Annotated in this window: 11 protein-coding genes; 7 read left to right on the forward strand and 4 right to left on the reverse strand. The window is 75.9% G+C overall.

All coding sequences use genetic code 11. The annotated features are described in order from the left end of the window. Positions 1-2,703, reverse strand: a 2,703-nt coding sequence (locus tag IF73_RS0126385; protein WP_031012332.1) for a nitrate- and nitrite sensing domain-containing protein, incomplete at its 3' end; no start/stop codon positions are given. A gap of 153 nt (positions 2,704-2,856) precedes the next feature. Further along, entirely contained in the window at positions 2,857-3,693 is an 837-nt protein-coding gene (locus IF73_RS0126390; RefSeq protein WP_031012334.1) for an MHYT domain-containing protein, read from the reverse strand. A gap of 151 nt (positions 3,694-3,844) precedes the next feature. Between IF73_RS0126390 and IF73_RS0126395 the strand changes: the two genes are divergently transcribed. From IF73_RS0126395 to IF73_RS0126410, 4 genes are all read left to right on the forward strand, one after another. Beyond that, positions 3,845-4,453, forward strand: a complete 609-nt coding sequence (locus tag IF73_RS0126395) for a class I SAM-dependent methyltransferase (protein ID WP_031012336.1) — start codon at positions 3,845-3,847, stop codon at positions 4,451-4,453. A gap of 41 nt (positions 4,454-4,494) precedes the next feature. Next, positions 4,495-4,644 (forward strand): InlB B-repeat-containing protein, encoded by a 150-nt coding sequence (locus IF73_RS42225; RefSeq protein WP_267883594.1) that lies wholly within the window; start codon positions 4,495-4,497, stop codon positions 4,642-4,644. Positions 4,645-4,897: 253 nt separating this feature from the next. Further along, the gene (locus tag IF73_RS0126405; protein ID WP_234338346.1) at positions 4,898-5,191 is read left to right on the forward strand and encodes a hypothetical protein; all 294 of its coding nucleotides are present in this window, start codon (positions 4,898-4,900) and stop codon (positions 5,189-5,191) included. Positions 5,192-5,281: 90 nt separating this feature from the next. Continuing rightward, positions 5,282-6,088 carry a hypothetical protein gene (locus IF73_RS0126410; protein ID WP_031012339.1) on the forward strand — a complete coding sequence of 269 codons (807 nt, stop codon included), beginning with the start codon at positions 5,282-5,284 and terminating at the stop codon, positions 6,086-6,088. Positions 6,089-6,106: 18 nt separating this feature from the next. On the opposite strand, the gene IF73_RS0126415 is transcribed toward IF73_RS0126410, so the two are convergent. Next, complete coding sequence (locus tag IF73_RS0126415) at positions 6,107-6,652, reverse strand: MOSC domain-containing protein (protein ID WP_031012340.1); 546 nt, start codon at positions 6,650-6,652, stop codon at positions 6,107-6,109. A gap of 48 nt (positions 6,653-6,700) precedes the next feature. Continuing rightward, entirely contained in the window at positions 6,701-7,792 is a 1,092-nt protein-coding gene (locus tag IF73_RS0126420; protein ID WP_031012342.1) for a fatty acid desaturase family protein, read from the reverse strand. A 324-nt stretch (positions 7,793-8,116) separates the two neighbouring features. Here IF73_RS0126420 and IF73_RS0126425 point away from each other — a divergent pair, with 324 nt between their 5' ends. From IF73_RS0126425 to IF73_RS0126435, 3 genes are all read left to right on the forward strand, one after another. After that, complete coding sequence (locus IF73_RS0126425) at positions 8,117-11,017, forward strand: DEAD/DEAH box helicase (RefSeq protein ID WP_031012345.1); 2,901 nt, start codon at positions 8,117-8,119, stop codon at positions 11,015-11,017. Next, positions 11,014-12,354 (forward strand): SWF or SNF family helicase, encoded by a 1,341-nt coding sequence (locus tag IF73_RS0126430; protein WP_051717317.1) that lies wholly within the window; start codon positions 11,014-11,016, stop codon positions 12,352-12,354. The genes IF73_RS0126425 and IF73_RS0126430 overlap by 4 nt, the downstream gene beginning before the upstream one ends. Positions 12,355-12,807: 453 nt before the next feature. After that, a complete protein-coding gene (locus IF73_RS0126435; RefSeq protein WP_234338347.1) occupies positions 12,808-14,319 on the forward strand; it encodes a sensor histidine kinase in 1,512 nt (503 codons plus the stop codon).

The raw sequence follows: 14,319 nt of genomic DNA on the forward strand, positions 1-14,319 counted from the left end.
GACGCCCGGAGCGGGGCCGCCGCCGCGCTGCCAGCCGTCGCGGTAGGCGGCCATCCGGTCGCGTACCTGCTCGGGCGTCCGCTCCGGCGCGCCGGGGGCGGGGGGCGCCGGGGCGGGGGCCGGGGCGGGCACCTCCCGCAGCTGCGGGACGAGGCTCGCCTGCCGGACGCGGCGGGGCAGTCCGGTGTCGGCGTCGACGCTTCGGGCGCGGTCGGGCGGCGACTGCGGCGGTACGGCGTGGCCTCCGCGCGGCCGCAGGGCGGTCACACCCGCCGGTACGGACTCCGGTACGGCCTCCGGTACGGGTACGGGCGCGGGCGCGGTGTCCGGAACGGGCGCGGGGACGGCCGCGGGGCGCGGCAGAGGCTGCGGTCTGCCCGGTGGCGGCGGGGTGAGGGGGGTACGCGCGGCCTCCGGTGCGGCGGCGGGGGCGCCGGCGAGGGCCTTCGGAGCGGTCGCGGGGGCACGGAGGGGGTCCGGTGGGCCGGCGAAGCGGCGTGCCTCCGCGCGGTGGGCCTCGGCCTGCTCGCGGGCGGCACGCTCCTCGCCCGGCGCGGCGGTCCCCGCGTCGGCGGTGTCCGCGACCGGCGGGAGGGCGCCCTGGAGGAGGTCGGTGGGCAGCAGGACGACGGCGGTGGTGCCGCCGTACGGGGAGGGCCGCAGATGGACCTTGATGCCGTGCCGGGAGGAGAGGCGGCTGACGACGAAGAGGCCGAGCCGGTCGCTGTCGAAGAGGTCGAGGGCCTCGGACCGGTCGATGCGGGCGTTGGCCTCGGCGAGGCTCTCCTTGCCCATGCCGAGTCCCCGGTCCTCGATCTCCAGGGCGTAGCCGTTGCCGACGGGTTCGCCGCTGACCCGGACCTTGGTGTGGGGCGGGGAGAACTGGGCGGCGTTCTCGATGAGTTCGGCGAGGAGGTGGGTGAGGTCGGCGACGGCGCCGCCCGCGACGGCGGTCTCAGGGAGCCGGCGCACCTCCACGCGCGTGTAGTCCTCGATCTCGGAGACGGCGGCGCGAACGACGTTGGTCAGCGGCACCGGCATGCGCCAGGCGCGTCCGGGGGCGGCGCCGGAGAGGATGATCAGGCTCTCAGCGTGCCGTCGCATCCGGGTGGTGAGGTGGTCGAGGCGGAAGAGGTCGCCGAGTTCGCCGGGGTCGTCGGCGCGCCGCTCCATGCTGTCCAGGAGGTTGAGCTGGCGGTGGACGAGGACCTGGCTGCGGCGGGCGAGGTTGACGAAGACGCCGGAGATGCCGCTGGCGAGTTCGGCGCGTTCGACGGCCGCGGAGAGGGCGGCCCGGTGGACGGTGGTGAGGGCTTCGCCGACCTGGCCGATCTCGTCCTGCGGCACGGGTCCCGGCGGGGCCTCGGCCTGGACGTCGATCTCCTCGCCCGCGCGGAGCCGGCTCATGGCGGCGGGGAGTTTGCGCCGGGCGATGCCGAGGGCGGTGTTGCGGAGGCTGACGAGTTCGACGACGAGGCCGCGGCCGATCCGGACCGAGATGACGAGGGAGGCGGCGACGGCGGCGAGGCCGAGGACGACGGCGGCGCCGGCCGGGCTGAGGATGCCGCCGGCGAAGGGGCCGGTGTCGTCGGCCGTGGCGGCGCGCGCGTCGCTCTCGACGGCGGCGAGCCCGGTGCGTACGGCGGCGAGGGCGGCGTCCCAGTCGGCGGAGGGCGCGGCCTGGGCGGCGGGCCGGCCGTCGGCGGCGGCGGCGACCCGGTCCTCGGCGGCGGTGAGCCGGGTGTGGTCGGTGCCGGCGGCGAGCCGGCGCCAGGCGTCCCGCCCGGCCGGCGGCAGGTCGGCCGTGGCGGAGGCGAGGAGGGTGCGGCGGGTCTCCACGGCGCCGGTGAAGGCGCGTTGGCGGGCGGCGGTCAGCCGGCCGGTGAGGTGGGCGGAGCCGAGGAGGGCGTCCTCGCGGGCGAGCATCTCGGAGGCGCGGGCGAGTTCGAGGAGCACGCGCGCGTGGGAGCCCTGGCCGGTGTCCTGGATGCCGCTGAGGGCTCCGCCGACGGCGAAGCCGGCCGAGACCGCGGTGGTGTACTCCGCGTAGACCCGGTCCCACTCACCGCGGCCGTCGGCGGCGGCAGTACGCATCCGGGTGAGGCCCTGCGCCTCGCGGACGAAGGCGCCGACGCGGTCGGCGACGTCGGGGGGCAGGTCTCCGGAGTCGCCGACGGTGTGGCCGTCGCCGAGCCGGAGCCGGGCGACGGCCTCGTCGGTGCGGCGGATCCGGTCCTTCAGTTCGGCGGCGCGGCCGGCGCCCGGGGCGGCGATCTGCCGCAGGGCGGCGCGGCGTTCCTCCTGGAGGGCGGCGACGGCGCCGGACACCGGACCGCGGATGTCGTCGTCGACGCGCTGGAGCTGGCGGATCCGGGCCATGTCCTGGGCGGTGGTGACGGTGGCGAAGCCCCAGAGGGCGAGGAGCGAGACGACGGGGACCATGAGGAGCGAGACGATCTTGGCGCGCACGGTACGGGGCCGCAGACCGCGTCGCCGGGAGCCCTCGGCGGGCGCGGCGCCGGTGTCGCTCCCGGGGTCCTCCGCCGGGGCGTCGGCGTCGGCGTCGGCCGGGGTGTCCGGTCCGGCGTCGGCGGGGCGCGGTTCCGGTTCGTCGGCGGGCGGCCCGGCGTGCGCGCGGCGCCCGCGTGCGGTCGCCGGCGGCGCGGGCGCCACGGCGTCCTGGTTCTTGCGGGGAGTTCGCATGGGCTCCTCGTTCCGGCTGGGTGGGGAGGGTCGGGGATCCGGAAGGCGGGTGGGGGGACGGAAGGGGGCGGCGGACGGGTGGTCAGGGGCCGGGTGGCCAAGGCCGGGTGGCCAAGGCGGGGCGGCCAGGGCCGGGTGGCCAGGGCGGAGTGGTCAGGGGGTCGGTGTGCGGAGGGGGTCCCGGCCGGCGCGGAAGCCGGGCGGGGCCACGTCGACCGCGCGCTCGTCCGGTTCGGTGAGGCGTTCGGCGGAGGCGTACGCGGCCCGTTCCCGGGCCGTCGGGGAGAGGGCCACGAAGGCCGAGGTGATGAAGAGGTACGAGCCGAGGCCGACGGCGAGCGGGAAGATGAACTGCATGACGGTGGCGCCGGGAAGGTCCGCCGAGGAGGGGACGACGTCGACGCGGACCGCGAACATGCCCGTGTAGTGCATGCTGCTGACGGCCGCTCCCATGACGAGGGAGGCGAGCGCGACCGCGATCGGGGCGTGGATGTTGAGGGCCGCCCAGAGGGCCGCGGTGGCCGCGACGACCGCGATGGCGACCGAGAGGGCGACGAGCAGGGGGTCGTAGTGGACGGTGCCGTGGAGACGGAGCGCGGCCATGCCCATGTAGTGCATGCTCGCGACGCCGATCCCGGTCGTCAGGCCGCCGATCAGAAGCGATCGCACGCGGTCGCGTCCGTACCCGACGGCGAACACGCCGACGCCCACGACGCCCATCGCGATGAGGAGGCTGAGGATGGTGAGCGGCACGTTGTAGCGGATGTCGGTGCCGGCGACGCCGAAGCCGAGCATCGCCACGAAGTGCATCGTCCAGATGCCGGTGCCGATCGCGGAGGCGGCGGTGAGCAGCCAGTTCCGACGCGACCGGCCGGTCGCGTCGAGCGCGCGCACGGTGCAGCGCAGCCCCAGGGCGGCGCCGATGCAGGCCATCGCGTACGACAGCACAGGTGTCAGCCAGCCGAAGGTGGCGTGGTCCAGGTGTCCCATGACCCGGGGACGCTAGTGCGCACGTGGGGGCGCACAGGGGGCGCATTTCGAAAGCTGCTGGAATATGACGGAGAGAAGTACCAGATCGATCGGACGACGTTCGAACGTGCACACAGAACGTTCACACCCCGGGGTGGGCGATCATGAGCGTATGAGCGATGACCCCACAGATGTCCGAGCGTTCTTCGCCACCCGCGCGGCCGACTGGGACAGCCGGTTCCCCGACGACGGCCCCGCCTACGCCGCCGCCGTCGCCGAGCTCGGGCTGCGCCCCGGCGACGCCGTGCTCGACGCGGGCTGCGGCACCGGCCGGGCGCTGCCCCCGCTGCGTACCGCCGTCGGCCCGTCGGGCACGGTCGTCGGCGCCGACCTCACCCCGGAGATGCTGGCCGAGGCGGTACGCGCCGGTCGGCGCGGCCCCGGGGGCGCCGGGGCCCTGCTCCTGGCCGACGTCGGCCGGCTGCCGCTCCGGGACGGCGGACTCGACGCGGTCTTCGGCGCGGGCCTCGTCTCCCACCTGGCCGACCCGGTCGCCGGCCTCCGCGAACTCGCCCGGGTGGTGCGGCCCGGCGGCCGCCTCGCGCTCTTCCACCCCATCGGGCGGGCCGCCCTCGCCGCCCGGCACGGCCGGCAGATCACCCCGGACGACCTGCGGGCCGAGCCCCGGCTGCGCCCGGCCCTCGCCGAGGCCGGCTGGCGGCTCGTCTCGTACGTGGACGAGGACGCCCGCTACCTCGCCCTGGCCGTCCGCGAGGGCTGAGCGCCGGGATCACCGCCCTCTTCGAGGAGCGGCGCCACGCGCTGACGGTCGAGCGCGGCCACGGCAGCGTGGAGCTCTCCCAGGACGGCCCCTCCTCCGACGGCGACACCGTCACCGCGACCGCCGTGCCCGCGCCCGGCTACGTCTTCACCGACTGGCTGGCCGACGGCGAGCCGGACGGCGGCGGCTAGGAGAACGCCGAGGGCGAGACCGCCGTCACCTTCGAGGAGACCGGCCACACCCAGACCGCCGTCCTCGCCCGCGTCGCCGGCCATCCGGACGCGGAGCCCGGCTACGGCTCCGGCGCCGCCGCCCGCTCCTTCCGCTCGCCGGACCGGCCCCCCAACGCCCCCTTCTGTCCCGGCACTTCACTGTCTACCGTGGAAGTGCCGGGCAGCCCTGCCCGGGGAAAGGCGGCCGGCCGTGGCACGGATAGCGGAACGCATGCGCAAGCTCCTCCCCTCCGCCCGACGCGCGTCCGGGAGCGAGGCCGCCCCACCCCCGGCCCGCTCCGGGCGCCAGGGCCGCAACCTCTTCGAGGCCGCGGCCGTCTATGTGGCCGCCTGCGCCGAGAACGACCAGGACCGGATGGACGAGGCCGTCACCTGGGTGGACCCGGGCCAGCTCACCTTCGGCGTCAACGAGCTGGCCTGCCGCGCCGTGCTCACCCTCGCCCGGGAGCGCAACCAGACGCCCGAGACCGTCGCCCGCTCCCTGCTCGGCGTCAAGGAGCGCTGAGTCTCACACGCCGGGGACCCTCGACGCGCGGGTTACTCACTGGTTAAGGTGCGCCGACGATCCGATGGGCAGCGAGATGGGGAGGGTGCCGTGGCGGCGACGGAACCGGCGGCGGGCGAGGACTCGCTCTACGTGCTGACCGCGTGCCTGCTCACGCCCGCGCAGTTCCCGAGCGTGCTCGGCGACGACTACCCGGCGGCCTGCGCCGCGCTCGGCCTCGAACCGTACGAGGCCGGGTACGGGCTCGTCTTCGGCCAGGACGGGCTCGGCGCCCGCTGGACGGTCGTCATCGACGACGTGTCGCTGGTCGCGGTCGCCATCGCCTCCTGGGACTGCGGCATGGCCTACGACCTCTCGCCCGACGAGGAGTCCGTCGTCGCCGGACTGCCCGGCTGGCCGCTCGCCGTCGCCACCCGGGCTCCCGGCCTCCCCGACCCGCACGACCCCGAGCCGGAGGACGGCGACCCCGCCCCGCTGGCACCGCCCAGCGGGGACGCCTGGGGCCCCGCGCAGCGGCGGCTCGGCGCCGACGAGGTGGCCCGGCACTGGCAGGAGTGGCGCGGGCAGATCGAGCCGGGACCCGCGGCCGACCGGCCGGCCGAGACCGCGCAGGGCGAGCCGACCGGCCCGTACGCGCAGGTGCGCCGCGCGCTGGACGAGCTGCGCGGCTATCTGAAGGAGCCGCCGCCGGTCGGCCGGGTGCGGTCCGGCTTCGCCGGGGAGGGCGCGCGGATGCTCCGCGCCGACGGCCCCGGCTGGTCACTCGTGGCCCGCACCGACGACATGGCCTTCGTCCTGCTCGACGACTATCCGCGCGAGGTGCTGCCGGTGGCCCGGGGTGCCCGGCTGCCCGCTCTCCTCGAAGGGCTCGACGCACTCGCCGTACGCCCCTCCTGAGGCGGTGCGCCGGCGGGCTCAGACCCGGTCGAGCGGGCGGTGTGGTTCGGCCGGCAGCTCGACGGCGACCGGGTCGCCGGGGCGGACCTCGCCGCCGGCCAGCACGATGCCCATGATCCCGGCCTTGCGGACGACCTCGCCGTCGGCGTCCCGGCCCACGACCTGCTTGAGCAGGCCGTGGCTGAAGTCGTCGATCTGGGCGCACGGGTTGCGCAGACCGGTGACCTCGACGACGGCCTCGGCGCCGAGGCGGAGGAGGGTGCCGGTGGGCAGGGCGAGCAGGTCGATGCCGCGGGTCGTGACGTTCTCGCCGAGGTCTCCCGGGGCCACCTCGAAGCCGGCCTCGGCGACCTCGTCGAAGAGCTCGGACTGGATGAGGTGGACCTGCCGCAGGTTCGGCTGGGTCGGGTCCTGGGCCACCCGGGAGCGGTGCTTGACGGTGACGCCGGCGTGGACGTCGCCCTCGACACCGAGCCCGGCGAGGAGCGTGATCGAGGCGCGGTTGGGCTTGCTGAAGGAGTAGGTGCCGTTGCTGCTGACCGTGGTGACGGTGCCGTCGCCCATGTGGGAGACCCCCCTGGTTCTCTGCGGTGCCGGCTGACTCGTTCGACCCTACTCCGGGCGTCGTGCCTGCTCCTCGCGGAGGGTGGCGCCCACCTCGTGGAGGTGACCGAGGGCCTGCCGGTAGGAGTCGACGAAGCCGGTCTCGGTGTACGGGATGCCCAGGGCCCGGCAGTGCGCGCGGACGGCGGGCTGGGCGAGCCGCAGGTGGGGGCGGGGCATCGACGGGAAGAGGTGGTGCTCGACCTGGTAGTTGAGGCCGCCGAGGAACCAGTCGGTGAGGGCGCCGCCCCGGATGTTCCGGGAGGTCAGCACCTGCCGGCGCAGATGGCCCCAGCTCTCGCCGTCCTCGTGCTGGTCGGGCCGGTCCATGCCCTTGTGGTTGGGGGCGAAGGCCATGCCGAGGTGGACGCCGAGCAGCATCTGGTGGACGAGCGCGAAGACCAGCGCCTGGAGCGGCGTGAGGGCGGTGAGGAGCAGCGCCGCGTACCCGGCGAAGTGGAGCAGCAGCAGGGCGCCCTCGGTGAGGCGCTCGCGCCGGGTGCGGTACGGGCCGTCCTTGGCGAGCAGGGCCTGGACGCCGTACAGCTTGAGCGCGAGGCCCTCCAGGGTGGTCAGCGGGAAGAACAGCAGGGCCTGGTGGCGGGTGAGGAAGCCGCGCAGGCCGGTGCGGCCGGCGGTCTGGTGCTCGGCGAAGACGAGGACGTCGGCGGCGACGTCCGGGTCCTTGTCGAGGTGGTTGGGGTGGGCGTGGTGCCGGTTGTGCTTGTCGTTCCACCACTCGCGGCTCATGCCGAGGAGCAGGTTGGCGTGGACGAGCTGGACGGCGCGCCCGGCCCGGCGGTCCGCGGTGACCTGGGAGTGCCCGGCGTCGTGGGCGGTGAAGGCGGCGCGGGCCGAGAGCACCGCGAGGGGCACCGCGAGCAGGACGGACCACCAGGTCGGGCCGGCCAGGAGGAGGCCGCCGACGACGGCGGCGATCCCGAGGAGGGTGAGGGCGATGTCCCGGGCGTACCAGCCGGGACGGTGGTCGAGCAGCCCCTGGTCCCTCACCGTGCGCAGGAGCGGGGAGAACTCGCTGCCGCCGCGCCGCGGCCGGGCGACGGGCGCCGGTGCGGGGGCGGGGGCGATGGCCTGGGACATGGAGGGGCTCCGGCTTCTGTGAGGCGGGGGCGGCTGCCGTCCGCACCGAGGGGGCGGCGGCGGTCTTCACGGTAGGGATCGGTGACGGTCCGGAACCATGGCGTCACCACCCGGCCCGCGGCGGGGGCGGGCCGGGGCCCGGGGGTGGGGCGTTCCCCACCCCCGATTCGGGGGCTGTGCACATGTGTCGGGCGTCACGCACGGATGGGCGTGGTCGGCGGCACGCGTGAGGTAGGGTCGGCCGCTCGGTCTCACCGGCAGTCATATGTGGGGAATGTGTTGACGTCGTCGTTCCGGTCCTCCGGCTCCGCTCCCGAAGCCTCCGTGCCGTGCTCCGGCCAGGCCGTACCGGCCGCCGTGTTCCTCCCCGCCGATCCGCCCCGGGCGGGCCGGATCGCCCTCTGGTCGCCCGACGGCGCACCCCTCACCGCCCCGCCGGGGGCGGTGGCGGGCGAGATCACGGTGGTGGACGCCGCGGAGCTCCAGCCCGTCCCCGTCCCCGCGTTCCTCCTGTCGGTACGGGACGCCCTGCCGCTGCTCGCCCGCGCCCGGCTCGCCGGGGGCGCCGACCCGGCGGCCGCCTTCTGGGGCGGTGCGGCCCTGCTCGCCCTGGACCTCACGGCGCGCGGACTGCTGCTGCCCGGTGTGACGGCGGCGGGTCACGACGGCTGGCGGGCGGGGCCGTTGGGGCCCGGGGAGCTGGACCGGCTGCGGACGCTCGCCGCGTCGATGCCGCCGACCGCGCACGCCGTCCCGCTGGGCCCGGCGGAGGAGCCGGACGGGCCGGAGGACTGGCTGCTGCCGGAGCCCGAGGCGCTGCTGCGCGCCTTCCTGGACGCCGTCGCCGACACCCTCCCCCGTACCCCGGCCGCGGAACTCGCCGCCGGCGGGCCCGCGTTCGCCGCCGAGGAGCCGCAGCCGGTCACCGAACTGCGCGCGTGGGCCGCCGACCTGGCGGCCGGTCACGACGCGGGGGTACGGCTGTCACTCCGGCTGGAACTGTCCGGATCCGGCGCCGGCTCCGGTGCGCCGGAGGTCCCTTCGTTCCGTGCCGTGCTCCAGCTGCACTCCGCCGCCGATCCGACGGTGGTCGTGGACGCGGCCGACGCCTGGTCGGGCGCCGGGCCGGCGGCGGCGTCGCTCGGGCCGCGCGCCCGGATGGACGCCCTGCTCGCGCTGCGGCGGGCCGCGCGCGCCTGGCCGGCGCTCGCCCCGCTGCTCGCGGCGGCCGTGCCGGACGCGATGGAGCTGGCCGACGAGGAGGTCGTCGAGCTGCTGGGGCCGGCGTCCCGCGCGCTCGCCGCGACCGGCATGCAGGTCCACTGGCCGCGCGAGCTGACGGACCGGCTGACCGCGCGGGCGGTCGTCGGACCGGTCGAGCCGGAGGTCGGGACGGAATCCGGGTGGAGCGACGGACCCGCCGAGCCCTGGGGGGCCGGTGGCGGTCTGCCGTCCTTCCTCTCCGCCGACGCGCTGCTCGCCTTCAACTGGCGCTTCTCCCTGGGCGACCAGGAGCTGACGCGGGCCGAACTGGACCGGCTCGCCGAGGCGGGGCGGCCGCTCGTCCGGCTGCGCGACCGGTGGGTCCTGGTGGATCCGGCGGAGGTGCTGCGCGCCCGGGAGCGGCAGGACCGCAAGCTGTCGCCCGTCGACGCGCTCGCCGCCGTCCTCACCGGCAGCACGGAGGTCGACGGCCGCCCGTTCGAGGTGGTCGCGACCGGGCCGCTGGAGCGGCTGCGCGAGCGGCTCGCCGACCCCGAGGGCGGGGCCCGCGAGGTCCCGCAGCCCGCCGCGCTCGCCGCCACCCTCCGCGACTACCAGCTGCGCGGGCTCAACTGGCTGCACCGGATGACCTCGCTCGGTCTCGGCGGCTGTCTCGCCGACGACATGGGCCTGGGCAAGACCATCACCCTCATCGCGCTCCACCTGCACCGGCAGGGCGAGCCGGCCACCGCGGGCCCGACGCTCGTCGTCTGCCCGACCTCGCTGATGGGCAACTGGCAGCGGGAGTTCGAACGGTTCGCGCCCGGCACGCGCGTGCGCCGCTTCCACGGCACCACGCGCGACCTCGACGGGCTCGCGGACGGGGACGTCGTCCTCACCACGTACGGCACCATGCGGCTCGACGCCGAGCGGCTCGCCGCCCGTCCGTGGGGGCTGCTCGTGGCGGACGAGGCGCAGCACGTGAAGAACCCGTACTCGGCGACGGCCCGCCGGCTGCGCACGATCGGCGCACGCGCGCGCGTGGCGCTGTCCGGCACGCCGGTGGAGAACAACCTCTCCGAGCTGTGGGCCATCCTCGACTGGACGACCCCCGGGCTGCTCGGCGGGCTCGGCGCCTTCCGCCGCCGGTACGCCGCCGCCGTCGAGGGCGGTACGGACCCGGCCGCGGCGGAGCGGCTCGGCGCGCTGGTCCGTCCCTTCCTGCTGCGCCGCCGCAAGTCCGATCCGGGGATCGCGCCGGAGCTGCCGCCCAAGACCGAGACCGACCGGGCCGTCTCGCTGACACCGGAACAGGCCGGTCTCTACGAGGCGGTGGTGCGGGAGAACCTGCTGCAGATCGCGGCGGCCGAGGGCATGGCGCGGCGCGGGCTCGTGGTGAAGCTGCTGACCTCGCTGAAGCAGATCTGCAACCACCCGGCGCAGTACCTGAAGGAGGAGCGGCCCCGGATCGCGGGCCGTTCGGGGAAGCTGGAGCTCCTCGACGAACTCCTCGACACGATCCTCGCCGAGGGGGCGAGCACCCTGGTCTTCACCCAGTACGTGGGGATGGCCAGGCTGCTGGAGGCGCATCTGGCGGAGCGCGGGGTGCGGACGCAGTTCCTGCACGGCGGTACCCCGGTCGCCGAGCGGGAGGCGATGGTCGCCCGCTTCCAGGACGGCGAGGTGCCGGTCTTCCTGCTGTCGCTGAAGGCGGCGGGGACGGGGCTCAACCTGACCCGGGCCGAGCACGTGGTGCACTACGACCGCTGGTGGAACCCGGCCGTGGAGGCGCAGGCCACCGACCGGGCGTACCGGATCGGGCAGACGCGTCCGGTGCAGGTGCACCGGATCGTCGCCGAGGGGACCGTCGAGGACCGGATCGCCGCGATGCTCGACCGCAAGCGCGAGCTGGCGGACGCGGTGCTGGGCACCTCGGGGGACACGCCGGCGGAGCTGACCGAACTGACCGACGCGGAACTGGCGGAGCTGGTCCGGCTGCGCGGGGACGGGGACGGACGATGAGCGAGTACGGGACGGGCCACGAGGCCGAGGAACTGACCATCGCGGCGCCGCCGCCGGTGCGCGGCGGGGCGTTCACCCGCACCTGGTGGGGCCGGGCGTGGCTGAAGGCGCTGGAGGACACGGCGCTCGACGGCCGGCAGGTGAAGGCGGGGCGGGCGCACGCGCGGGCGGGGGCCGTCGGCGCGGTGTCGGTGCGGCCGGGGCGGATCACCGCCGTCGTGCAGGACCGCGACGGCACGGCGTACCGCAGCGACGTGCTGGTGCGCACGCTGACGGACGAGGAGTGGGACCGGCTGCTCGACCTCGCCGTCGACAGCGCCGGGCACATCGCCGCGCTGCTCGACCACGAGATGCCGCCGCACCTGGTGGAGGACGCGGCGGCGGTCGGCGTCGAACTGCTGCCCGGCATCGGCGACCTGGAGCCGGAGTGCGGCTGCGAGGCGTGGGACCACTGCCCGCACACGGTGGCGCTCTGCCATCAGATGGCGCGGATCCTGGACGAGGACCCGTTCGCGCTGCTGCTGATGCGGGGGCGGGGGCAGCGGGCGGTCGTGGACGCGCTCCAGGAGCGCAGCGCCGCCCGCGCGGGCGGCGGGGCCCCGTCGCCGGACGCGCCGCCGGCCGCCGGGGCGGGGGACGGGCCGGCCGGGGTGTCGGCGGCGGAGGCGTACGCGCTGCGGGACATCCTGCCGCCGCTGCCGGCCGTGCCGGTGCCGGAGGCCGGGCCCGGGGAGCCGCCGTCGCTGGACACGGAGACGGATCCGGAGCCGGGTGTGGAGCCGGCCGCGCTGGAGTTCCTGGCGGCCGACACGGCGGCCCGGGCCCATCGGCTGCTGACGGAGCTGCTGGCCGGGCGGGCGGCCCCGGCGGGCGGGCCGGCGGGGGACCTGACGGTCTCCGAGGACGCGGTCCGGCTCGCGGCCGGGGGTCCGCCGGCGTGGGTGGCGGCGCGTCTGGCGTCCCGTACCGGGCGGTCGCGGGCGGGGCTCGACGCCGCCACGCGCGCGTGGCGGTGGGGCGGGGCCGCGGCCCTCGCCGTACTGGAGGAGTCCTGGACCCCCGACGAGGAGGCCCTGGCGCGGGCCGCGGCGCGGCTCGCCGACGCGTGGGAGGACGGCGAACGCCCGGAGCTGAGCCGGTCGGGGGCGCGCTGGACGGCGGCGGGCGCGCGGGCGCAGCTGCGGCTCGGCGAGGACGGCCGCTGGTGGCCCTTCCGGCGGGACGGGGACGGCTGGTCCCCGGCGGGTCCGGCCGACCGGGATCCGGCGGCGGCGCTGTCGACGGCGACGGGCGAGATCGAGAGCGAGGGCGAGGGCGAGGGCGAGCGGAAGGAGTAGCGGAAGGGCGCGCGGGGGGCGCGCGCTCCGGCTCCGGCCGCCTTTCGGAATGACCGGTAAAAAGCCCTGCCCTGATCAGTTGTTGTCATTTTTGAGATGCATTTCCGCCCTGTTATAGGGCCAGTTTGATTGATAGAACCCTTCCTTCCATCGAGGTCACACGCCAATCCCGAACTGACTATGCTCCGCAGATGTGTTGCGCCGCGCTCACAGCGAGTCATGAACGCTGGGAGCGGGCGCCTAGACGGAGCACGGCCACAGGGAGACGCGGGCATCGACGCGTGGGCGAAGGAACCCCGAAGCGGTCCCGTTCGAGCACGCGTGCGTGATCGATCGCATGTTCACTTTTTCCTGCCGGTACGTCGCGCCACTTCAGTCCTCTCCTATTCCAGACGCTGAGGGAAACCGTTGATGGTTCGCGCAGGTTCAACATCCAGAGCCAGGCCCGGTGCGGTGGCTCCGGTGTGGCTCGTCCCGCCGGGGGTCCTGGCCGCACTCTTCGCCATAGGGCTGCTCTTCGCGCCTGCGCAGATACGGACGCCGGTGGCCTGGTACGGCTTCGCGGCGGTCTCCCTCACCGTCGGCAGCACCGCGCTGACCGTGCGCCTGGCGCGGGCGGCCGAGGCGGCCCGGCACACCCGCACGGTGCAGGCCGCGCAGCAGGCCCACGCGGAGCGCGAGAACGCGCTGCTCGCGCGTCTCGCCGACCAGCGGACCACCACCGTCTGGCTGGCCGAGGAGCTGCTGCCGGCCGCCGTCGCCCGGCTCCAGAAGGGCGACGCGGCCTCGGAGATCGTGAACTCCGTCCGGTTCGGCGACCACCTCGACGACGGGTTCACCGACGCGCTCAGGGGAGCGCTGCGGACCCTGCTGGAGGCGGTGGAGGCCGAGGAGAACACCCGGGACTCGTCCCAGCGGGCGCTCGTGGCCGTCGCGCGCCGCGTCCAGGCGATCGTGCACCAGCTCGCCAAGGACCTGCGGGAGATGCAGATCGTGCACGGCACGGACCTCGTGCTCGCGCGCGGTCTCCAGGACGTCGACCACCGCAACGCCCTCATCGGCCGCCTCGCGGCCAGCATCGCCGTCCTCGGCGACGCCCGCCCCGGCCGCCAGTGGTCGAAGCCCATCCCGCTCTACGACGTGCTGCGTGGCGCCATGTCGCGCATCGTGGACTACCCGCGGGTCAAGCTCCAGTCGGTCACGGAGGCGGCGGTCATCGGCCCCGGCGCCGAGCCGCTGATCCACCTGCTCGCCGAACTCCTCGACAACGCCACGTCGTTCTCGCCGCCGCACACCCCCGTGGAGGTGAGCGCCGTCGAGGTGCCCTCGGGCATCGCGATCGAGATCGAGGACCGCGGCGTCGGCCTCACCGAGGAGGTCCGGCACCGCATCAACCGCGTGATGACGGAGTCGGCGTCGGGCATGTTCCTGGCCGGTCTGGGCGAGGTGACGCAGCTCGGCCTGCCGGTGGTCAGCCGGCTGGCCCGCGAGCACGGCTGCGACGTCGACCTGCGTCCCTCCGCCTACGGAGGCGTACGGGCCGTGATCCTCGTACCCCGGCGCCTGATCACCACGGTGGAGAAGCCCGTCGTGAGAACCCCTGAGCCCGCCCGGAAGCGCGCGGCCGGACCGATCCGGCCGCTGCCGAAGCGCGGCACCCCGTCCGTCCCGCCGCCGGCCCCCGCACCCCTGCCCGTGCCGCCGCCGGCGCCCGCCCCCCTCCTTCCGTCGCTGGACGACGGAGCGGACCCGTTCATCGACGGGAAGACCCTCAACGGTCTGCCGCGCCGCCGCCGCGACACCCCCGTACCGACCCCGGTCGTCCGCACCGGCCCCGAGCCGGCCCCCGCCCCCCGCGCGTCCGCCCGCGAACCCGGGCTGATGTGGGAGGCGTTCAACGCCGACAAGCACGCGGGCACCGACTCCCCCACTCCGCACAGCAAGCCGTCTGATGAGGTCGAATAA

Source organism: Streptomyces sp. NRRL F-5727, from assembly GCF_000719555.1.
In the GTDB taxonomy this organism is placed as follows: domain Bacteria; phylum Actinomycetota; class Actinomycetes; order Streptomycetales; family Streptomycetaceae; genus Streptomyces.

Excerpts from the sequence above, each read along its gene's own strand:
- IF73_RS0126390 (WP_031012334.1), bottom strand. The coding sequence starts at position 3,693 with ATGGGACACCTGGACCACGCCACCTTCGGCTGGCTGACACCTGTGCTG.
- IF73_RS0126395 (WP_031012336.1), top strand. The coding sequence starts at position 3,845 with ATGAGCGATGACCCCACAGATGTCCGAGCGTTCTTCGCCACCCGCGCG.
- IF73_RS0126405 (WP_234338346.1), top strand. The coding sequence starts at position 4,898 with ATGCGCAAGCTCCTCCCCTCCGCCCGACGCGCGTCCGGGAGCGAGGCC.
- IF73_RS0126415 (WP_031012340.1), bottom strand. The coding sequence starts at position 6,652 with ATGGGCGACGGCACCGTCACCACGGTCAGCAGCAACGGCACCTACTCC.
- IF73_RS0126420 (WP_031012342.1), bottom strand. The coding sequence starts at position 7,792 with ATGTCCCAGGCCATCGCCCCCGCCCCCGCACCGGCGCCCGTCGCCCGG.
- IF73_RS0126430 (WP_051717317.1), top strand. The coding sequence starts at position 11,014 with ATGAGCGAGTACGGGACGGGCCACGAGGCCGAGGAACTGACCATCGCG.